17 protein-coding genes are annotated in these 20,452 nt (G+C 55.8%); 10 read left to right on the top strand and 7 right to left on the bottom strand.

Going from position 1 to position 20,452, the window contains the following annotated elements; genetic code table 11:
* Positions 1 to 36 precede the first annotated feature (36 nt).
* Complete coding sequence (locus IM290_RS03885; RefSeq protein WP_193042151.1) at positions 37 to 3,069, top strand: autotransporter outer membrane beta-barrel domain-containing protein; 3,033 nt, start codon at positions 37 to 39, stop codon at positions 3,067 to 3,069.
* A gap of 61 nt (positions 3,070 to 3,130) precedes the next feature.
* On the opposite strand, the gene IM290_RS03880 is transcribed toward IM290_RS03885, so the two are convergent.
* Complete coding sequence (locus IM290_RS03880) at positions 3,131 to 3,658, bottom strand: LuxR C-terminal-related transcriptional regulator (RefSeq protein WP_045324834.1); 528 nt, start codon at positions 3,656 to 3,658, stop codon at positions 3,131 to 3,133.
* 668 nt (positions 3,659 to 4,326) lie between these two features.
* On the opposite strand from IM290_RS03880, the gene pgaA reads away from it, so the two are divergent.
* The 4 genes from pgaA to pgaD are packed head-to-tail and all read left to right on the top strand — an operon-like array spanning position 4,327 to position 10,466.
* On the top strand, positions 4,327 to 6,765 hold the full coding sequence (pgaA, locus tag IM290_RS03875; RefSeq protein WP_193042150.1) for a poly-beta-1,6 N-acetyl-D-glucosamine export porin PgaA: 2,439 nt from the start codon (positions 4,327 to 4,329) through the stop codon (positions 6,763 to 6,765).
* A gap of 8 nt (positions 6,766 to 6,773) precedes the next feature.
* Positions 6,774 to 8,711 (top strand): poly-beta-1,6-N-acetyl-D-glucosamine N-deacetylase PgaB, encoded by a 1,938-nt coding sequence (pgaB, locus tag IM290_RS03870; RefSeq protein WP_193042149.1) that lies wholly within the window; start codon positions 6,774 to 6,776, stop codon positions 8,709 to 8,711.
* Positions 8,704 to 10,035: a poly-beta-1,6-N-acetyl-D-glucosamine synthase gene (pgaC, locus tag IM290_RS03865; RefSeq protein ID WP_015571860.1), complete on the top strand. Its 1,332-nt coding sequence runs from the start codon at positions 8,704 to 8,706 to the stop codon at positions 10,033 to 10,035. Before pgaB ends, pgaC begins: the two co-directional genes overlap by 8 nt.
* Complete coding sequence (pgaD, locus tag IM290_RS03860; protein ID WP_015571861.1) at positions 10,032 to 10,466, top strand: poly-beta-1,6-N-acetyl-D-glucosamine biosynthesis protein PgaD; 435 nt, start codon at positions 10,032 to 10,034, stop codon at positions 10,464 to 10,466. Before pgaC ends, pgaD begins: the two co-directional genes overlap by 4 nt.
* A 52-nt stretch (positions 10,467 to 10,518) precedes the next feature.
* On the opposite strand, the gene gss is transcribed toward pgaD, so the two are convergent.
* The gene (gene gss, locus IM290_RS03855) at positions 10,519 to 12,381 is read right to left on the bottom strand and encodes a bifunctional glutathionylspermidine amidase/synthase (protein ID WP_193042148.1); all 1,863 of its coding nucleotides are present in this window, start codon (positions 12,379 to 12,381) and stop codon (positions 10,519 to 10,521) included.
* A 183-nt stretch (positions 12,382 to 12,564) separates the two neighbouring features.
* Here gss and yghU point away from each other — a divergent pair, with 183 nt between their 5' ends.
* On the top strand, positions 12,565 to 13,431 hold the full coding sequence (yghU, locus tag IM290_RS03850) for a glutathione-dependent disulfide-bond oxidoreductase (protein WP_003862465.1): 867 nt from the start codon (positions 12,565 to 12,567) through the stop codon (positions 13,429 to 13,431).
* Positions 13,432 to 13,507: 76 nt separating this feature from the next.
* Entirely contained in the window at positions 13,508 to 14,269 is a 762-nt protein-coding gene (fucR, locus tag IM290_RS03845; RefSeq protein ID WP_015571863.1) for an L-fucose operon activator, read from the top strand.
* On the opposite strand, the gene IM290_RS03840 is transcribed toward fucR, so the two are convergent.
* A complete protein-coding gene (locus IM290_RS03840; protein WP_110293060.1) occupies positions 14,259 to 15,806 on the bottom strand; it encodes a methyl-accepting chemotaxis protein in 1,548 nt (515 codons plus the stop codon). The two genes, fucR and IM290_RS03840, sit on opposite strands and share 11 nt — an antisense overlap.
* Before the next feature lie 151 nt (positions 15,807 to 15,957).
* On the opposite strand from IM290_RS03840, the gene IM290_RS03835 reads away from it, so the two are divergent.
* The gene (locus IM290_RS03835) at positions 15,958 to 16,998 is read left to right on the top strand and encodes an aldo/keto reductase (RefSeq protein ID WP_032649519.1); all 1,041 of its coding nucleotides are present in this window, start codon (positions 15,958 to 15,960) and stop codon (positions 16,996 to 16,998) included.
* A 113-nt stretch (positions 16,999 to 17,111) separates the two neighbouring features.
* On the opposite strand, the gene IM290_RS03830 is transcribed toward IM290_RS03835, so the two are convergent.
* Together IM290_RS03830 and IM290_RS03825 are read right to left on the bottom strand one after the other, a co-directional pair.
* A complete protein-coding gene (locus IM290_RS03830) occupies positions 17,112 to 17,600 on the bottom strand; it encodes a TIGR00645 family protein (protein WP_006811956.1) in 489 nt (162 codons plus the stop codon).
* 43 nt (positions 17,601 to 17,643) lie between these two features.
* A complete protein-coding gene (locus IM290_RS03825) occupies positions 17,644 to 18,147 on the bottom strand; it encodes an ESA_00282 family adhesion-associated protein (protein WP_033487658.1) in 504 nt (167 codons plus the stop codon).
* A gap of 103 nt (positions 18,148 to 18,250) precedes the next feature.
* On the opposite strand from IM290_RS03825, the gene IM290_RS03820 reads away from it, so the two are divergent.
* Positions 18,251 to 18,655 carry a hypothetical protein gene (locus IM290_RS03820; RefSeq protein WP_032649523.1) on the top strand — a complete coding sequence of 135 codons (405 nt, stop codon included), beginning with the start codon at positions 18,251 to 18,253 and terminating at the stop codon, positions 18,653 to 18,655.
* A 1-nt stretch (position 18,656) separates the two neighbouring features.
* Positions 18,657 to 19,082: a cytoplasmic protein gene (locus tag IM290_RS03815; protein ID WP_077580040.1), complete on the top strand. Its 426-nt coding sequence runs from the start codon at positions 18,657 to 18,659 to the stop codon at positions 19,080 to 19,082.
* Between the two features lie 78 nt (positions 19,083 to 19,160).
* Here the strand turns inward: IM290_RS03815 and exbD are convergent, their stop codons facing one another.
* Both exbD and exbB read right to left on the bottom strand, forming a co-directional pair.
* Positions 19,161 to 19,586 (bottom strand): TonB system transport protein ExbD, encoded by a 426-nt coding sequence (exbD, locus tag IM290_RS03810; RefSeq protein WP_001251472.1) that lies wholly within the window; start codon positions 19,584 to 19,586, stop codon positions 19,161 to 19,163.
* 4 nt (positions 19,587 to 19,590) lie between these two features.
* Positions 19,591 to 20,322 (bottom strand): tol-pal system-associated acyl-CoA thioesterase, encoded by a 732-nt coding sequence (exbB, locus tag IM290_RS03805; RefSeq protein WP_003862482.1) that lies wholly within the window; start codon positions 20,320 to 20,322, stop codon positions 19,591 to 19,593.
* Between the last annotated feature and the right edge of the window lie 130 nt (positions 20,323 to 20,452).

Raw genomic sequence — 20,452 nt, 5'->3', positions numbered from 1 at the left:
TTCCTGACATCATGCTAATGAGTACGGAGATAGCCCGTGAATAACTCTACATCACATTCTTTAGCGGTTAAGACACCGCTTTCCAGACTTTACCTCGCTCTATTTTCCGCGCCGCTGTTACTTTTTTTACCTGCCGATGTCGCGCGTGCAGCCGATGCCTTTTTTGATGGCGAGTCGCGTATTACCGAAACGCTGGGTTACACCGGAGATGTTTATGTTGGACGTAACCAACGCGGAAACCTGCTGATCGATAATGGCAAAATCACCGCCTATAACATCAATATCGGTCGGCTGTTCGACGGCAAAATTTATGAAAGCGTGGTCACGGTCCGTGGGCCAGACGCTGAGCTTAACGCGGTGAACGATCGGTACGTCCTGCGCGGCGACCTGAATCTTGGCCTCGGCACCCTGCGAGTCGAAGAGGGCGCGCTGGCGAGCGCGAAGGAGATCGTTGTCGGCACCACCCGCGGCTACGACAGCCACCTTATCGCTACGGGTGCCGGCTCTCGTGTGACCAGTAATTTTCTTAGCGTAGGCACCGATCTGGGCGCACGCTCCACGCTTGCGATTGAAGACGGCGCGGCGCTCAGCACCGCTTACGATGCGCGCATCGGCAACGGTACCGGGCCGGGTGAAACCGACACGCTGAGCCCGAAAGCCACCGTCACGGGGAGCGGCTCACAGTGGAACGTTGGCCGTACGTTGACGCTATATGGCGACCTGGACGTGCTGAACGGCGGGGTGGTTAACGTTGGCGGCGTGCAGGTGGCGGGCGTCTCCGGCGCAGGGAAAACTGCCGAACTGGTTATTGCAGGCAAGGACTCGCGCTTTACCAGCGGCAGCAGCGTGAGCGTGGGCGATTACGGCAATGGCGTGCTGTCTGTGATTGACGGAGGTTCATTTTCCGCGGGCAGCAATGCGCTAATCGTGGGGACATCGGGTTCCGGCTCGAACCGGGGTGCGCTCATCATCGGCAGCCGCGGCAATATGGACACCGGCACGGGTTTAACTGAGCCAACGCTTGGCACGGCGGGCGGCGCAGGTACCCTCGATGCGAAGACGGCAATCAGCCTGCGTGGCGGACTGTTCGGCAGCTATGTCTACTTCAACCATACCGACGGAAATTACCTCTTCAGCAACACGATGAGCGGTGAAGGTGATGTGATCAATACCTCCGGGCAGACGACGCTGAACGGCGATCTTTCCGCACTCAAGGCGAACGTAACCGCGCGGGGCGGTAAAGTCATCATTGCCAGCAATATTAATACCCAGCCAGAAGACGATATCTTTGACGTCCAGACCCTTAGCGCGGAGAACGGCGGTACGCTGATCCTCAACGCGACGGCGGGTTCAGACGTCAGCAACGGGGTGGGTTACAGCAGCGCCGCGTCAATCAAGTCCGGCGGCACGCTGGGCGGCAACGGGACGCTGGGCCAGACCGAGATCCTGTCCGGCGGACATATCTCGCCCGGCGACGGCAATATCGGTACGTTGACGCTGAAACGCTATCTGAACTTTATCGGCGAATCCTTCTATGACGTGGATATCGCAGGAGATGGCCGCAGCGACCAGCTACTGGTATCGGGCAAAACCACCATCAGCAATCAGGCTAAGGTACAGGTCACCGCGCTGGATCCGCAAACCAGCTATAAAACGGGCCAAAGCTACCGCATTTTGACCTCCGACGGGGGAATCGACGGTGAGTTCGCCGGAGCGATCTCCAAATCCGCCTTCCTCGACGTGGCGCTTAAGCAAAGCACCAACGCCGTCGATCTGACCATCGCGCAGAAAGAGACCGGTGGCGAGAATCCTGGAGGAGAAAACCCCGGAGGCGAAAACCCTGGCGGTGAGAATCCTGGCGGTGAAAACCCCGGAGGCGAAAATCCTGGCGGTGAGAATCCTGGTGGTGAAAACCCCGGAGGTGAAAACCCGGGCAGCGGCAAGCCGGGCATTTTCCAGACCGTGGCCCAAAGCAGCAACCAGTGGAATACCGCTGGCGCGCTCTCCACGCTGACGCAAAGCGGCCCGTCGCTGGCGCTGTATAACTCGCTGCTTCTGCTAAGCGCACCGGAAGCGCGCGAGGCGTTCAACCAGCTTTCTGGTGAAGTTTATCCGTCAATGCAGTCCAACCTGATCGCTGGCAGCACGCAGGTGTTTAACGTGTTAAACCAGCGGATGCAGCGCGCGTTTGATAACGACAGCCTGCCGATACCACCGTTAGCCATGTCGCTGGTGCAGCAGCCGGAGCCGCAAAACAATGGCGTCTGGGGCCAGACCTTCAGCTCCTGGAGCCGTAACAGCGGCGACGGTAACGTGGGCAAGCTGGACGGCAACACCACCGGCTTCCTGCTGGGGGCAGATCGCAAACTGGCGGACCATAACGTGCGTGTCGGCGGCTACTTCGGCTACAGCCGGGGTGATTATGACGTCGACAGCCGTCGCTCCTCAACGGATACCGACAACTATCACCTTGGTCTGTATGCGGCGGGTCAACAGGATGCGTTCTCCCTTCGCGGCGCGCTGGGTTACACCTGGCACAAGATCGAAGGCGAGCGCAATGTTGATTTCAGCGGCTTCTCGGATCGGCTGAAGTCAGATTACGACGCGAACTCCCTGCTGGCGTTCACCGAAGCGGGCTACCGTTTCGGCCAGCCAGACAGGAATATTGAGCCGTTCGTCAATTTATCGTACATCCGGCTGCATACCGACAGCTTCAGGGAAGACGGCGGTGCCGCTGCGCTGAGCGTCCGTAACGAAACGATGAACACCTTCTATACGACACTCGGGTTGCGCGGTGTGACCGAGTTGCCGAAGCACGTTAACCTCTACGGTTCGTTGGGCTGGCAGCACGCCTATGGCGATAAGAATACCTCTTCGCGCATGGCGTTTGCGGGCAGCGACGCGTTCATTACTCAGGGACAGGCCGTGGATGAGGATGTGATGGTCGGTGATATCGGCGTGAGCGTACAGCTGTCGCGTGCTGCGACGCTGGATGTGGGTTACCAGGGACAATATGGTGCGGATACCCGCGTCAACTCTGTTAACGCCAATCTGCGCTGGTCGTTCTGAATTATTTCCATTAAAAGAACCCGCCCTCGTGGCGGGTTTCTGCTTTTGGCTTCTGACGAAGCTAGGGATCGTTCCCAACCACGTCCAGCAGTTTGTTTTTAAAGATAAACAAACACGCCTCGTTGAAGTTCCCTGCCCCTAACCGCTCCGACAGCACCGTTCGCTTGCGATAGAGGCTTTTAACCGACATATTCAGCTTATCTGCAATCTCTTCCATTGACCTCCCTGCCTTCAGCAACCGGATCATTATCGCTTCGTGTCGACTCAGCCGTAAGTTAAGCAGCCATTTGGTTGTCAGACGCCTGCCTTTCATATCAAGCACCAGATTGAATAACGACGCCATATCCGGAGCCGTAAGCGACGTGTTCATAAACAGCTTCATACTGAGAAGATCCTCCTCTCGAGGACGCATATCCAGCATAACGCAGCAGATCGTTTTTCTCGTTCTGGCCGGATGGCGTATCAGGTAATCATATAAACGGAGCGGCGTACGGCTATCAATCAGTACAGTATATTCATTTGCGTCGGTATCAAATATGTTTCTGTCTATCGAACTGAGGCAAATTATATCCGGGAAAAATAGCCGCATCCCCCTGACAAGGAAACAATCCTGAGTCACTAACACTATTGAAGTCGCCACTAACCATCCCTTTTAGATTAAAGCAAGCCCGCCTCTTAAGAAACAAGAACGCTTTCGTTTATAGCGTTTTACATTAACGGCAAATGTTTTCTGGCTTTGATCATCCCTCAATATGACATTGGTGAGCTAGACTTTTTGTAGACTATCACTCAATGCCTGGCGTTAATTATAAATAAAAAAGAATTTCAGAAAAGTCACTTCTCTGAACATTAAGAATTTTTGTCATGAAACTTCCCAAACATGCACCAGAAAGTACTTTAATTAACTCAGCAGAACTTCATTTCTAATATAAAAAAACAGGAAGCAGCAAAAGAAAAAACATTTAACATCAATCAGTTAAAAAGAACAATCCTGCACTGAATTATCTAAAAAACTTACTTCTTCCAGAATTATCTCAAAACCTCCCAGCCGCTTTTCAACTTATTTATCCCTCAACATATCGGGTGTACATTAAGCCCAATCAGACCACTGAGATGAGGACTCATAATTACCTTTAAGTAAGTACCCCATAACGTAGCATCATTCAGATTTAATGTTCTCCTTTATGCCCTTTAACACAGAGTTAAAAGGCGGCCGTGTTATGCAATGGATTCACGATAAACAAATGGCAAATAGATATGGAAAGATCGCTTAGCTTCACTACGTTATTCTTTTATCGCACCACAATATTATTGCTCCTGCTTTTACTCTTTCCTGTTCTGGTTCAGGCTGATGAATCCGTTTATGAGCATCAGATACAACAGGCACGTAACGGTAATTACGCTCTGTTTCTTGATTACCTACAGCGCTATGAGCAACAGCATGCTTTAACACCCGGACAGGTTGCGGACTGGTTACAGGTAGCCTCCTGGGCAGGACGCGATGATGAGGTTATCCGGGTCTGGCAGCGTTATGGTATTTATATGCCGCTGCCCGCTCGCGCCATCGCTGCTGTCGCCCAATCCAGAAGAAACCAAAAAGCCTGGCCATCCGCCTTATCGCTGTGGAAAGAGGCGCTCAGCCTTGCGCCGGATAACGACGATTACCGCATCGGCTATGTTAAGACCCTGGCCGATGCCCGCAGAGATCGCCTCGCGCTTTCGGAAGCCCGGCGGCTGGTTAAGGACAATCCTTCTCCCGCGCACCTTGAGACGCTCTCCTATGTCTGGATGCGCCAGGGAAAAAACGGGGACCGGCTGCTGGCGGACATGCGCGCACTGAACGCCGCTCCCGGGAATAATGCCCTTCTTCGCGAGACGATCGATGCGTTAACGGAAAACCGGGTAAGCACGCCTGCACTCTGGCTGTCGCAAAGCGCGGCGATGTCTCCCGCGGAGCGCCGCCGCCTTGAGCGTAACGCCGCGGCTGAAAGGGTACGCCTGGCGGATGTGCCTGGCAGAACGGAGAAAGAGCGCCTGCGGCTGGCACAAAACGCGTTAGATCGCTATCACGCCCTGCTTTCCCGCTGGCAAAACGAACCGCAGGCGGCTGAAGACGTCGTCCTTGCACGTATCGATCGGCTTGGCGCCCTGTATGCGCAGGGTAATTACCGGCAGGTCATTAGCGAATATGAGGCGCTGACGGCCGCACAGCATCCGGTACCGGACTGGGCCATCGGCTGGGTGATCTCGGCATATTTGCAGGAGAAAAACACCGTCGCCGCCTTCTCGCTTGTGCAACGCTATCCACACTACGCCTCCGATCCGCAGGATGAGGAGCATGCGCTTTTCTACGCCTGGCTGGATACGGGGCAGTATCAGACCGCCCGCCACTACGTTGAGCGCGAGACCCGCAGCGTTCCCTGGACCCGCTACGATTTCGGATCCCCGACCGCTCAGCCGAACGATCGGTGGCTCACCGGACAGTCTCTCAAACTTAACTATTTGCTGGCGACCAACGCCCTGCCGGAGGCCGAAAAGCTGTCGTATCGTCTGGCATCAACGGCGCCGGGAAATCAGGGGTTACAGATTGATTATGCCGCCCTGCTTCAGGCCAGAGGCCTGCCGCGCGCGGCCGAGCAAAAGCTTAAACGAGCAGAGGCGCTTGAACCCGCGAATCTGGAGCTTGAAAAACAGCAGGCTTACGTCGCAATGGACCTTCAGGAGTGGCGCCAGATGGATTTACTGGCTGATGACGTAATTGCTCGCGCCCCCGCCGATCGCAGCGCCCGTCGCCTGGACAGACTCAGAGCGGTCCACCATATGTCTGAGCTGCGTCTGAACGCGGGTAAAGGATTGCACTCAGATAACCCCGTCAGCGGTAGCCACGACATGAACTGGGACGCCACGCTCTATGGCCCGCCCGTGGCGGATAACTGGCGGCTGTTTGCCGGCGCCCGCTATGCCCAGGGGAATTTCGACGAAGGTAAAGGCATCAGCCGCCACCTGCTGGGCGGCGTTGAGTGGCGCCCCCGTGACCTCACGCTCGAAGCCGAGCTCTCCAGCAACCGCTATCACGGTACAAACAGGCCGGGCGCACGGCTCTCAACAACCTACAGCCTGAGTGATAACTGGCAGGTCAGCGGTAACCTCGAACGCTTGTCACGCGCCACACCCTTACGGGCATTACGCAATGGGATCAGCGCCAACCGGGGTGAAGGTGGGGTGCGCTGGTATCAAAACGAGCGACGTGAATACCAGTTCAACGCCGCCGTCAGCCGCTTCTCAGACCACAACCGCCGTCAGGAATACACCCTCTCCGGGAAAGAGCGTCTCTGGCAGACCCCGACCCTGACGCTGGATCTCGAACCGGGGATCGCCGCCAGTAAAAACAGCCTGCGGAATACGCTCTATTACAACCCGGCACGGGATCTGTCCGTGACGGCTGCCCTGTCCGTTGACCATGAGATGTACCGCCACTACGACACCCTCTGGAGCCAGCAGTTCGTGGCAGGAGGGGGCAGCTACTGGCAGAAAAATCAGTCCGCGGGTGCCGTTACCCTGCTGGGTTACGGGCAACGCATCCAGTGGAACAACGTTGTCGATACTGGCGTGATGCTGAACTGGGATAAGCGCCCTTACGACGGCAAACGCGAGAGCAATCTCTCCGTCACGTTAGATGCGACTTTACGCTTTTAAGGATGAATATGCTGAACACACGTTTTTCTGTAAGCCTGATCGTCATCGGCTGGCTCTGCCTCAGCGCGAGCCTCTGCGCGCAGCCGCTCTCCTTTATGGCCCCTGAAAAGAGGCCGCAGCTGGAGGCCAGCAAACCCTGGCCGGAGAATCAGTTTCTGGTCCTGGCCTACCACGACGTTGAAGATGATGCCGCCGATCAGCGCTACCTCTCCGTTCGCACCAGCGCGTTAAACGAGCAGATAAGCTGGCTTTTGCACAACGGCTATCACGCCATCAGCGTGCAGGACATTCTGGATGCGCATGAAGGGAAAAAAGCGCTGCCGCCGAAAGCCGTTTTGCTCAGCTTTGACGACGGCTACAGCAGCTTTTACACCCGGGTCTGGCCCCTGCTTCAGGCCTGGAACGTCCCTGCGCTGTGGGCGCCGGTGGGCAGTTGGGTGGATACGCCGGCAAATCAAAAAGTTAACTTCGGCGGTCTGATGACGCCCCGCGATCGCTTTGCCACCTGGGATATGGTACGAGAGCTCAGCCAGTCCCCGCTGATTGAGATTGGCTCGCATACCTGGGACTCGCATTACGGCATTCCGGCCAACCCGCAGGGAAGCCGTGAACCCGCCATCGCCAACCGTTTTTTCGATAACGCGACGGGGCATTACGAAACCGATGAACACTTCAACCAGCGGATCGCCGCAGACGTACGGAAAGTCACCGATAAAATCACCCAGGTGACGGGAAAAGCGCCGCGTGCCTGGGTGTGGCCCTATGGGGCTGCCAACGGTACGTCGCTCGCTATCGCCCAAAAACAGGGCTATCAGTTGGCCTTTACCCTGGAGGACGGGCTGGGAAACGTGCGCGACCTCGGCAACATCCCGCGCCTGCTGATCGCCGGAAATCCGTCGATAAAAACCTTTGCCAACACGATTAGCCGCGTTCAGGAGTTTGACCCGGTGCGCGTCATGCATGTCGATCTCGATTACGTCTACGATCCCGATCCGGCCCAGCAGACGAAAAACATCAACAAACTCGTCCAGCGGGTCTACGACATGAAAATCAGCCATGTGTTTCTCCAGGCGTTTTCGGATCCGCGGGGCGACGGCAGGATCGATGCGCTCTATTTCCCCAACCGTCGGCTCCCGGTCCGGGCCGATCTCTTTAATTTTGTCGCCTGGCAGCTACAAACCCGCGCGGGAGTGAAAGTCTTCGCGTGGATGCCGGTTCTCTCTTTCGATCTCAGTCCAGCCTTGCCGCGCGTGCAGCGCCGGGATCGTCAAACGGGAGAGTTGACCGTGGCCGCCGAGCCCTATATCAGGCTCTCCCCCTGGAGTCCGCAGGTTCGCCAGCAGGTGACGGAGATCTATGAAGATCTGGCCCGCTATGCCAGCTTCAATGGCATCTTATTTCATGATGACGCGGTGCTGACGGACGTTGACGATGCCGGACAGGACACGACCCGACAGAAGAGTCAGCGACTTATCGGCTTTACCCGCACCCTGAGCCAGGCGGTGAAAAACATCCGTGGCCCACAGATCAAAACCGCGCGGAACATGTTCGCGCTGCCCATTATCGAGCCGGAAAGCGAGGCATGGTTTGCGCAAAATATCGATGATTTTCTGGCGGCCTACGACTGGACGGTGCCGATGGCAATGCCGCTGATGGAGTCCGTCCCGGCAGAAGAGAGCAATGCCTGGCTGACGCGTTTAGTCAAAGCCGTCGCCGCACGCCCCGGCGCGCTGAATAAAACGATTTTTGAGCTACAGGCCAGGGACTGGGCACAGAAACCGCAGCGTGCCGTAGCCGATGAACGTCTGATGGAGTGGATGCGGGTGCTCCAGCTGAACGGCATCAAAAATTACGGTTATTACCCCGACGACTTCCTCAACAACCAACCTGATATCTCACGTATCAGACCTGAATTTTCTTCGTACTGGTATCCTGACAATGACTGATCGCATTATCGCCTTCTCTATTTTGTGTCTGGTATTCGGGTTGCCGTTAGGCGTAGCCGCTCTGTTTACCGGCGAACTGATTCTGGACTTTGTCTTTTTCTGGCCGCTGTTTATGTCCGTGCTCTGGGTAACCGGCGGCCTCTATTTCTGGTTTCAGCTTGAACGGCACTGGTCGTGGGATAACGCAACACCCGCCCCCGCCTTAGCCGGTGAGCCGTTAATCTCGATTCTTATTCCCTGCTTCAATGAGGAACGCAACGCACGGGAGACCATTAGCGCCGCGCTGGGTCAGCGGTACTGGAATGTGGAAGTTATCGCCATCAACGACGGTTCTTCTGATAACACGGCGGAGGTACTGCAACAGCTGGCGCGAGAGCAACCGCGCCTGCGGGTGATTAATCTCGCGGAGAACCAGGGGAAAGCCGTGGCGCTCAAGGCCGGCGCTGCGGCGGCCCGGGGCGATTTGCTGGTCTGCATTGACGGCGACGCCCTGCTCGACCGCGACACCGCGGCGTATCTGGTGGCACCGCTGATTCAGTATCCCCACGTTGGGGCCGTCACCGGGAATCCGCGTATTCGCACGCGCTCAACGCTGATTGGCCGCATTCAGGTGGGCGAGTTTTCTTCCATTATTGGCCTTATCAAGCGAACGCAGCGGATCTATGGCCGGGTCTTTACCGTCTCCGGCGTCATCGCCGCCTTTCGCCGACAGGCGCTGGCGGATGTCGGGTACTGGAGCCCGGACATGATCACAGAGGATATCGACATAAGCTGGAAGCTTCAGCTTCGCCACTGGGATATCTTTTTCGAGCCGCGGGCACTGTGCTGGATCCTGATGCCGGAGACGCTAAAGGGGCTGTGGAAACAGCGTCTGCGCTGGGCGCAGGGGGGTGCAGAGGTGTTTCTGGTTAACCTGCGCAAGATGGCCCGCTGGGAGCATCATCGCATGTGGCCCCTGTTTCTTGAGTACGCGCTATCAACGCTGTGGGCGTTTGCCTATGGGGCGACCGTAGTGTTGTTCATTCTCAGCCATATTATCCCTCTTCCCGCGAACCTGGCCGTTGCGAGCCTGTTTCCCCCGGCGTTTACCGGGCTGCTGCTGGGCGTGATGTGCCTGCTGCAATTCCTCGTCAGTTTGTATATCGAGCGGCGCTACGAGCGGAAAGTGGCAGGCTCGCTGTTCTGGGTAATCTGGTTCCCGATGGTGTACTGGATGATTGGCCTGTTTACCACCCTCGTGGCATTTCCGAAAGTCATGCTTAAACGCAAACGCGCCCGCGCGCGCTGGATCAGTCCAGACCGGGGTAAAGGGAGCATTCAATGAACGAGAATACGTTAATTTTGACTGAACATCGGCTGGCACCGCGTCTTTTCGATGCCGCATTAACGCTGATAGCCTGGGGAGGATTCCTGTTTTTCCTGTACGCCAGGCTGTGGATGCAGTTAACCGAGGAGGGCGATCACCGCTGGAGCGTGATTATCGCCTCTTTTAATACGGTGCTGGTCTATCTGCTAATTGCCGCGTTTAACGGCTGGCTGCTGATCCTGTGGTATCAGTACAATCGCCGCCGCGCGCATGTGAGGCGGCGTCATCCGGAAATGTTGCGCCATGACGAGCTTGCCCAAAGTTTTAACGTCACGCCGCAAATTATGTCCGAGATGAGCCAGTACAACCTGCTGACGGTTTACCATGACCAGATTGGCCGGATCATTGATTTGAAGATCAGCGAGCAGCAGGAAGAGGAAGAACAGTAGTGAAAAGCCCCCGCAACATGCCCTGCGGGGGCGTTTTTATAACAGGGAGACGTTATTTATCTTTCACCACAATCAGCGGTTCAATATCGCTCTCTTTCTTCACCACCAGCGAGTCATCCCCGCGCAGACAGGTTCCGCCATAGTTCCCGCCCACGGTAAAGGTGCAGACCTGAATGTATCTGCCGTCAACTTTCGGCAGGCACCATAGCTGCTGGTAGATATTTTTGCGGTCAACAAACTTGCCGCTGGACTGGTCCAGCAGTTCGTCCTGGGCGCCGATCAGATCGATATTGCTCCCGCAGCGTCCGGCGATCGGTTTAACGGCATAACCGGTCCGTTTGAGCAGATCGTTGACTTCAAAATCGGTATCCAGCAGGTAACGGTGGTTCGGGAACAGCTGCCACAGTACCGGCAGGATCGCCTTGTTACCTGGGATCACCGTCCACAGTGGTTCAAAGACCAGCACTTCCGGGCGCAGCAGGACGTCAATCAGGCGCACTTCACCTTGCGGGTGACCGGTGCGGATAGGCACGGCGGCGTACTCGGTTTCGCTCACCTCGCGGATCTGCTCAATCGCCGTTTCCCACGCCCAGGTTTTCCATACGCAGTTGACGTGACGGCCTTCATCATCAATCAGTTGCCCGGCGGCATCCCAGCTCAGCGCCCCCAGTCCATGCAGGATTTTGGTTTCAAACCCGGCCTGGATCAGCGAGCGCTGAATAAAGAGCGCGTGGTAATCCTCTTCGATATCGTTGTCCTGCATGATATGGACGAACGGCCGCGCGTGGCTGTGCTTCCATGCGCCGGTCAGCTCCTCCAGCAAGCCTTCCGCCGGATTGTGGCCGGTGCCGCGATAGCCGTTTTTCACCCACTCTTCAAGAATGAGCCCGCCCTCGGTATGGCAGGAGGCGGAATCCGCGTTGTACTCGTAAACCTTGATGCCGCGTTCATCCATGCAGAAATCCATACGACCGGTGATCATATGGTGACGACGCCACTGCCAGGAGAGGCGCAGACGCGGCCAGAGAATTTTCGGGATGTCGAAAAGCGCGAGTAAGCTGTCGTCTTTCAGCACCTTGTCGGTGGCATGAAGGTACATCAGATGCAGTTCGTTGGTGGCTTTGATCAGCTCCTGCTCGGCGCTTTCGGTAATGGTAAAGTACTGGCAGGGATCGTTGTTAATAACGTGGCCGTTGGCGCGAACGTACGCCTGTTGCAGGGCGTCGTTTTCATTGAGCCATTTTCCGTCGAACTGACGGTTGTTCTTCAACCGCGCGCCGCTGATTTTCAGCAGCTTACCGTCGATCTCCGGCTGAGGAATACTGTGTTCCGTCTCCTCCGTCTGGATCATCCAGCCGAGGATCTCGGTATCGTTGAACGTGTCATGAAGCGTATAGCAACCATCCTCCACGCTCAGACGAAGCTCGCGCGTCCACTGCTGCCCCATCGGCAGCGGGGAGTGAATAACGTTCTGCTCGGCAATGCGCACTCTGTCATCCAGCAGCTGGGTAATGACGGCGACGTGGCCGGTCTCATGAAACTCACCGCCCTTTTGCCAGATGAGCAGCGCACCGGCCTGCGGCGCGCGTTTTGAGCCATTAGCAAAGGCCTGTAGCGGCAAAATATTGTCGTTTACCACCTGGCGCAAAAAACGCAGGGAGAAGATCTCCCACGCCATCCCGACGTCGGTAAAAACAAACCCGTGATTGAGAAACAGGAAACGGCGCGCAAACTCAACGCACTGCCATTTATGGCCCATGTATTCGTTGCCGATATAGCTGCGGAATTCCGCGTCTTCCGGGTAGTGACGCGGATCGAGACTGCCGTAATTTGAAGAGTAAATCGCCACGCCACCCGGCGCATAACCTAATAACGTCCCGAAGGGTGCGTCACTGCTTAACGTTCCTTTACGCATGTGTCCAACCTAAAACAGGCAGGCGGCAATTTTTTTGTGGGGTTGTCGTCGTCTGCACGTTGTAATTAACTGACAGAGGTGGCGTTATCATACACCCGCCCTGCCCATTACGCTCGCATCGTTAAACGGTTCCTGCATCTCCTGCTACACTGCCTCAACACAACACCAAAAAGGCAGGCCAACATGTCAGATAACACCTATCAGCCACCGAAAGTGTGGGAATGGAAACAGAATAACGGCGGCGCGTTCGCCAATATCAACCGTCCCGTCTCGGGCGCGACGCACGAGAAAGAGCTACCTGTGGGCGCGCACCCGCTCCAGCTGTACTCTCTCGGTACGCCGAATGGACAGAAAGTTACCATCATGCTGGAAGAGCTGCTGGCGCTGGGCGTGACGGGCGCGGAATACGACGCATGGTTGATCCGCATTGGTGAGGGCGATCAGTTCTCCAGCGGTTTTGTCGACGTGAACCCGAACTCGAAGATCCCGGCCCTGCGTGACCACTCCACCACCCCGCCGACGCGCGTCTTTGAATCCGGCAATATCCTGCTCTACCTGGCCGAGAAATTTGGTCACTTCCTGCCAAAAGATCCGGCAGGACGAACGGAAACCCTGAACTGGCTGTTCTGGTTACAGGGCGCGGCCCCGTTCCTCGGCGGCGGTTTTGGCCACTTCTATAACTACGCACCAGTGAAGATTGAGTACGCTATCGATCGCTTCACCATGGAAGCTAAACGCCTGTTCGACGTGCTGGACAAACAGCTGGCGCGCGGTCGTTACGTAGCGGGTGAGGAATATACCATTGCGGATATGGCAGTCTGGCCATGGTTTGGCTGCGTGGCGCTGGGCAGCGTGTATAACGCCGCCGAGTTCCTGGATGCCGGGAAGTACACCAACGTGCAGCGCTGGGCAAAAGATGTGGCGAATCGTCCGGCCGTTAAACGCGGGCGCATTGTTAACCGTACCAACGGCGAGCTGAACGAGCAGTTACATGAGCGTCATTCAGCAAGCGACTTCGATACCCAGACGGAAGATAAACGTCAGGGTTGATCCATGACCGGGCGGTTCGCCGCCCTTCTTCCACGATGAGAAAAATGCGTCAGCACGCGTGCGCAAGGAGCCTCGTATGTCAGACCAGACGCTAAAAGCGACCCGACAGCAGAGTCTTATCACCTTGCTGAGTAAAAGCGACTGGCTGACTACCGATGTGCTGGCTGAAAAGCTCTCCGTCAGCAAAGAGACGATCCGCCGGGATCTGAAGTCGTTGCAGCAGCAGGGGAAGCTTCTGCGCCAGCACGGGCGCGCGCGTCTGATTCACCCGGACAGCCGCGACAGCGGTGAACCCTTTGGCGCACGCCTGAAAAGCCATTATGCCGACAAAGCCGATATTGCCCGCCACGCGCTGGGCTGGATCAGCGAAGGGATGACCATCGCCCTCGACGCCAGCTCAACCTGCTTTCATCTGGCGCGCCAGTTGCCGGACATCGACCTCACCGTATTTACCAACAGTCTGCCTATCTGCCACGAGATGGCAAAGCGCGAGCGGATCACGCTTATCTGCTCCGGCGGAACGCTTGAGCGTAAGTATCGCTGCTATGTTAACCCGGCGCTGGTGACGCAGCTAAAAGGGCTGGAGATCGATCTGTTCATCTTCTCGTGTGAAGGGGTCGATGAGCATGGCGTCCTTTGGGATCCGTCCGAGCACAACGCGGGCTTTAAGGCGCTGCTGTTAAACCGCGCCAGCCAGTCGCTGCTGCTGATCGACAAAAGTAAATTTATGCGGGCAAGTGAAGTGAAAATTGGTCAGCTGTCGCAGGTGACACAGATTATTCAGAGCGATAAACGTCAGGCCGCCAGAGACGGCCTGACACGAGAGGTTACGCGGTGAGACGGAATTTCTGCACTGAGCGCTGGAGTTCTTCGGTCTGCCGTTCAAGTGCGGCGGCGGCGGCGGAAACCTGCTCCACCAGCGAGGCGTTCTGCTGGGTCACGCCGTCCATCTGCGTGATGGCAACGCCGACCTGAGAAATACCTTTGCTCTGCTCCTCTGACGCGGTGGCGATCTGCTTCATAATGACGGTCACTTCCGTCACGTCGCGCAGGATCGCTTCCATCGTGGTACCGGTATCGTTCACCAGCTGCGCCCCCTGCTCCACGCGGGCAACGGAATCTGCAATCAGCCCTTCGATCTCTTTTGCCGCATTCGCGCTGCGGCTGGCCAGATTACGCACCTCACCCGCCACGACCGCAAAGCCCCGCCCCTGCTCCCCGGCCCGGGCCGCTTCCACCGCGGCGTTCAGCGCCAGAATATTGGTCTGGAAGGCGATGCTGTTGATGACGGTAGTGATTTCAGCGATTTTTTTCGAGCTGTCCGAAATGCCGCTCATGGTTGTGACCACATCTTCCACCAGCGAGCCGCCGCGGCTGGCCGTACTGGAGGCGACATCCGCAAGCTGGCTGGCCTGGCGCGCGCTTTCGGCGTTCAGCTTCACCGTTGCGGTTAGCTGCTCCATGCTGGCCGCGGTCTCTTCCAGCGCGGCGGCCTGCTCTTCGGTACGCGAAGAGAGATCGTTATTCCCGCTGGAGATCTCCGTTGCCCCGCGCCAGATATTCTCGCTGCCGGAACGAATCGTGCTGACCGCTTCCCGCAGGCTGTCCTGCATGGCGCTCAGCAGCGGCACCAGTTGCCCCACGCAGTTGCGGCCAAAGGATTCAATCGGCTGGCTGAGATCGCCCTGCGCAATCTGGCGGAACTGCTGACGGATACGATCCAGCGGTTTTACCAGTATCGCCACCAGGTAGCGGTCGGTGAACAGCAGGATCAACAGACCCACGATCGTGGCGGTGATAATCACCGTCCGGGTCATGCTGGTGAGGCCGTCGACCACCACGCGCGTGCTGTCGAGCGCCTTCGACGCGGTGTTGTTAAAGTTCTCAGCCGCTGCCCCGAATGCACGGCTTAGCGGCGGCGTGACGTTGTTGGCATGCTGACGATAGCCTTCGAGCGTCGCCTGCTTCGCCTGCGCCATCTGCGGCGTCACGCCCCGATCGAGCAGCGCCTGCCAGGTGGAAATCACCTGCGCAGACACCTTTTCATCCATCGGGCCCGGAGAGATAGCTTTCATCTCTGCCAGCTTTTTACTCATGTTATCCAGCGCCTGCTGAGCAGGAGCCAGGTCCGGCGTGCCGCCCGCCGCTTTAACTTCCATCGCCCGGCTCAGGCGGGTGACGAAACGGAAATACTGATCGTTGCCCTGGCTCAGCACCGTCATTTGCCGGACCAGCTGGCGGTCAACATCATTACCATCAGAAACACGAGACAGAGACCAGGTGCTGTAAAGCCCCACGCCTGCCCACATGACACAAAAGATCCCCAGTATCGTCAGCATGACGAAACGGATGGTGAAATTACGAAGCATCTTCATTGAGTATTCCTTGCCGTGAGGGTGAATTCGCCCAGAGGCGAGTACTACCCTCTTTATCGGCAGATACCGCAGAAAATATACTTTTTTGTTATCGAGTCGGCATAGAATGAAAACGTTGTTTCGAAAATTCACCGACAAGAAAGGAGACATCATGTCCTGGCACCCTTACACTGGCCGATACGAAAACATGCAGTACCGATACTGCGGCAAAAGCGGCCTGCGCTTACCGGCACTGTCGCTAGGCCTGTGGCACAGCTTCGGTCACGTTCAGCCGCTCGATTCCCAGCGCGCGCTGCTGCGTAAGGCCTTCGATCTCGGTATTACCCACTTTGACCTTGCCAACAACTACGGCCCCCCACCAGGCAGCGCTGAAGAGAATTTTGGCCGTCTGCTGCGGGAGGATTTTGCCGGGTATCGTGACGAGCTGATCATCTCCACCAAAGCGGGCTACGACATGTGGCCAGGGCCGTATGGTTCGGGCGGTTCACGTAAATACCTGCTCGCCAGCCTCGACCAGAGCCTGAAACGCATGGGTGTGGAGTATGTGGATATTTTCTATTCTCACCGCGTAGACGAAAACACGCCGATGGAAGAGACCGCCTCCGCGCTGGCGCACGCGGTGCAGAGCGGAAAAGCGCTGTACGTCGGCATTTCGTCCTACTCCACGGAACGCACGGCGGTAATGGCCGAATTGCTGCGCGAGTGGAAGATCCCGCTTTTGATCCACCAGCCGTCTTACAACCTGCTTAACCGCTGGGTCGACAAGACCGGCCTGCTGGACGCGCTGGAGAAAAACGGAACGGGCTGTATCGCCTTTACCCCGCTGGCACAGGGCCTGCTCACCGGAAAATACCTGAACGGTATTCCGGACGGTTCACGTATGCAACGCGAAGGGAAAAAAGTGCGCGGCCTGACGGAGAAAATGCTGACGGAAGCCAACCTGAGCAGCCTTCGTTTGCTGAACGAGATGGCGCACGCGCGCGGGCAGACGATGGCGCAGATGGCGCTAAGCTGGCTGTTGAAAGATGAGCGTGTAACGTCGGTGCTGATTGGCGCGAGCCGCCCGGAGCAGCTGGAAGAGAACGTTCAGGCGCTGAATAACCTGCGCTTTAGCGAAGATGAACTGACGCGGATTGACCAGCACGTTGCGGATGGTGAGCTGAATTTGTGGCAGGCGTCGTCGGATAAATAAATAGTGCGGTCCGATGCTTTCGCCCCTCACCCTAACCCTCTCCCCAGAGGGGAGAGGGAACTTGAACACCCTCTCCCCTCTGGGGAGAGGGCAGGGTGAGGGGCATGGTGAATTTATTTCTTACTGATCTTATCCAGATACCCCATCACAAACGCCGACAGCACAAACGTCAGGTGGATAATCACATACCACATCAGCTTATTATCCGGGACGTTTTTCGCGTCCATAAAGACGCGTAACAGGTGTATAGACGAAATCGCCACAATCGACGCCGCGACTTTATTCTTCAGCGATGAGGCATCCATTTTCCCCAGCCAGTTGAGCTTTTCTTTGTGCTCGGCGATATCAAGCTGAGAGACGAAATTCTCATAACCGGAGAACATCACCATCACCAGTAATCCCCCCACCAGCGTCATATCCACCAGCGACAGCAGAACCAGAATCAAATCGGCTTCTGCCACGGAGAAAATGTTTGGCAGGACATGAAATATCTCCTGGAAGAACTTGATCGTCAGGGCGACCAGCGCCAGGGAGAGACCAAAATAGACGGGTGCGAGCAGCCAGCGAGAGGCATACATTGCGTTTTCAAAGAAGCGTTCCATAAAATCCTGTCTGCAAACGAAACCAGCGCTCAGTATATCTCAACTATACCTCGTTGGGATCCACATCCGGACGCGCATACTCCGGCCAGACCAGCGCGACCAGTTCCGGGTAGGCTTCCAGGCTAAACTCGCGAAAACACTGGCGCAGATTTAATACGTCTAAATCGGAGTACGACACCTTCTCGCCATTCAGACAGCGCTTTTTGATATTGTCGTAATATTTATAAACCGCCGAATTAAGGTCGCTACAACGGCGCTGCGCGTCGAACAGGCCGGGCGTATCATTAATTTCAGCCATTTTCATTCGCTTAATTGTCGCATGGAGAAAATCGATATATTCGTGATTTACCCGCCAGTACCAGACCGGCGTCACGGCGTTCATCAATACGGAGAAATGATCTTCCCCCTCCTCTTTCGACATCAATTCAGGCTGCGGCGGTTCACTGACGTCTTTTGACGCTTTCGGTTTATTTAACTCTTGCATCAATAAAAGCACGCCAGCGGTCAGTAATAGTAACGTTATGACCGTAAAGAAAATGCTGTTCATGGGTAGGCTCCATTTTTTTTGATTTTAAAATTGCCTCATGTTATTGTCAACGAGTCTCACCCTTTTTCCACCCCCACCTTTTTTGAAATTAAAGGAAATTAAAATGCTGCCCGACAATCTTGTCCCGGCAAAGTACCACATTACGCCTGTGGAACAGCCTTCGACGGAAGCAGATAAAGAGGCGAATTTCACTCAAGGAAAAAGAAAACTCTCCGACTATGAAGCCGACATATTAATTGGTGTTTCACGCACCGGCAAATCCCGTAATATGGTGCTCGAAGAGCACGATCGCCATTTAAAAGAGCGTTTATTTCGCGCCATCAAGATTGAAGCCTTAGTTCATCTACTAAATGATTTACAGGCCGAAGGGGAAATAGATGCCCAGACGCTAAGTCAAATAATGACCGAGAAAACGCAGCAAATAAATGAGGCCGGCAATGAAATTTGGCTTAATTTAATTACGCGTGAAAAAAACAATCCCATTTTTTATAACCTGGGGGAAGATTAACGTGAATGATGACAGCGATAATAACGTTTATTTGACTTTAGATGATAAGAAAAGCGATGAATTTATCTTAAAGCAGAATCTCGACGCCCTGAAAAAGATAAAAAATGACGAGATGACGCGAATTACGCAGGATTTGGTTTCGATTCCGGCCACGCTGGTGCGCCTGAAATGGCAGAATCGTCGGGAGATTTACGCCTTGCAGGCCAAGGAGGAGATTTACGGCGCGGTGATGAACGCCATTATTGAACAGCGCCCTGAGCTTAAAGAGAAGATCCTCGGGCGACTGGAGGCGAACTATCAGTACCTGCTGGCACGCGAGACAGCCACCCTGCGCCTGACCCGTAAACTCTCGGAAGGTCATTACCGAACTTCAAACGTGACCTGTGTAGCGCTTGATGAAGAGGCGCCGACGGCGCCTTCAGTGTGACAACAATGATTGTTGCGGAATGCAGGCCGGGTAAGGCGACGCCGCCACCCGGCAGGGAAGGCTGCAAAAGCCTTCGTTTTACTTCGCGGCCGCTTTCTCTTCGCCGACCAGACCAATCTTCAAGTATCCCGCCTGATGCAGCGTGTCCATTACCTTCATCATGGTTTCATAATCGACGGTTTTATCCGCGCGGAAGAAGACGGTGGTGTCTTTCTTGCCGCCGGTCAGCTGGTCCAGCGCCGGAATAACCGAGGCATCCGTTACCGGATCGTTGCCCAGGAACATGGACTTATCGGCCTTCACGGACAGGTAAATAGGCTTTTCCGGACGCGGCTGCGGCTGGCTGGAGGACGCAGGCAGATTCACCTTCACGTCCACCGTCGCCAGCGGTGCGGCAACCATAAAGATAATCAGCAGAACCAGCATGACGTCGATAAACGGCGTCACGTTGATCTCATGCATTTCACCGTTATCGTCCAGATTTTCATTAAGACGCATTGCCATACAATCAACCTACGCGCAGTTTGGACGCCGCATGTACCGGTTTAACGGCGCTGGCGTTCAGGTCCAGATCGCGGCTTTGCAGCAGCAGAACCTGCGCGGCAACGTCACCCAGTGTGGCTTTGTAACTGCCAATCATGCGCGCGAAGATGTTATAGATAACAACCGCCGGGATAGCGGCAACCAGACCGATAGCCGTGGCCAGCAGCGCTTCTGCGATACCCGGCGCGACGACCGCAAGGTTAGTGGTCTGCGTCTGGGCGATACCGATAAAGCTGTTCATGATGCCCCAGACGGTACCGAACAGGCCGACGAACGGGGAGATGGCGCCGATAGTCGCCAGGTAGCCGTTACCGCGGCCCATATGACGACCCACGGCCGCAACGCGACGCTCCAGACGGAAGCCGGTACGCTCTTTAATGCCTTCGTTATCTTCACTGCCTGCGGAGAGTTCCAGCTCGTTCTGCGCTTCGTTCACTAACAGGGTAGTCAGGCTTTTCGCATGGAAGGATGAGGTGATATCAGAAGCCTGATCCAGAGAGCGGGCTTCCGCCAGCTGCTTCTGCTCACGCTTGAGGCGGCGTTTTTGTGAAAGAAGTTCGGCGCTCTTGCTGAAGAAGATAGCCCAGGTGATCACGGACGCCAGAATCAGGCCGATCATCACAATCTTAACTACGATGTCAGCATGTTGATACATGCCCCAAACGGAGAGATCCGTCTGCATCAAATTATTACCCACTCTGTATCTCCAGGACGCAAATCACAAAATCTGAACGTAATAATATCAAAACGTCGTCGAATTGATAGTAGTTCTCATTAGTATTTACATAGTGCCGTAATTTTCGCTCACTTTCCTTGCGCTTACGCAG

Source organism: Enterobacter cloacae complex sp. S1, assembly GCF_014930525.1.
Lineage (GTDB): Bacteria > Pseudomonadota > Gammaproteobacteria > Enterobacterales > Enterobacteriaceae > Enterobacter > Enterobacter hormaechei_C.
The sequence above is the reverse complement of the archived record's forward strand: the minus strand, read 5'-3'. Positions and strand labels throughout refer to the sequence as shown.

Coding starts and splice junctions, on each gene's coding strand:
- IM290_RS03880 (WP_045324834.1), bottom strand. CDS start 3,658: ATGCGGCTATTTTTCCCGGATATAATTTGCCTCAGTTCGATAGACAGA.
- pgaA (WP_193042150.1), top strand. CDS start 4,327: ATGGAAAGATCGCTTAGCTTCACTACGTTATTCTTTTATCGCACCACA.
- pgaB (WP_193042149.1), top strand. CDS start 6,774: ATGCTGAACACACGTTTTTCTGTAAGCCTGATCGTCATCGGCTGGCTC.
- pgaC (WP_015571860.1), top strand. CDS start 8,704: ATGACTGATCGCATTATCGCCTTCTCTATTTTGTGTCTGGTATTCGGG.
- pgaD (WP_015571861.1), top strand. CDS start 10,032: ATGAACGAGAATACGTTAATTTTGACTGAACATCGGCTGGCACCGCGT.
- gss (WP_193042148.1), bottom strand. CDS start 12,381: ATGCGTAAAGGAACGTTAAGCAGTGACGCACCCTTCGGGACGTTATTA.
- yghU (WP_003862465.1), top strand. CDS start 12,565: ATGTCAGATAACACCTATCAGCCACCGAAAGTGTGGGAATGGAAACAG.
- fucR (WP_015571863.1), top strand. CDS start 13,508: ATGTCAGACCAGACGCTAAAAGCGACCCGACAGCAGAGTCTTATCACC.
- IM290_RS03840 (WP_110293060.1), bottom strand. CDS start 15,806: ATGAAGATGCTTCGTAATTTCACCATCCGTTTCGTCATGCTGACGATA.
- IM290_RS03835 (WP_032649519.1), top strand. CDS start 15,958: ATGTCCTGGCACCCTTACACTGGCCGATACGAAAACATGCAGTACCGA.
- IM290_RS03830 (WP_006811956.1), bottom strand. CDS start 17,600: ATGGAACGCTTCTTTGAAAACGCAATGTATGCCTCTCGCTGGCTGCTC.
- IM290_RS03825 (WP_033487658.1), bottom strand. CDS start 18,147: ATGAACAGCATTTTCTTTACGGTCATAACGTTACTATTACTGACCGCT.
- IM290_RS03820 (WP_032649523.1), top strand. CDS start 18,251: ATGCTGCCCGACAATCTTGTCCCGGCAAAGTACCACATTACGCCTGTG.
- exbD (WP_001251472.1), bottom strand. CDS start 19,586: ATGGCAATGCGTCTTAATGAAAATCTGGACGATAACGGTGAAATGCAT.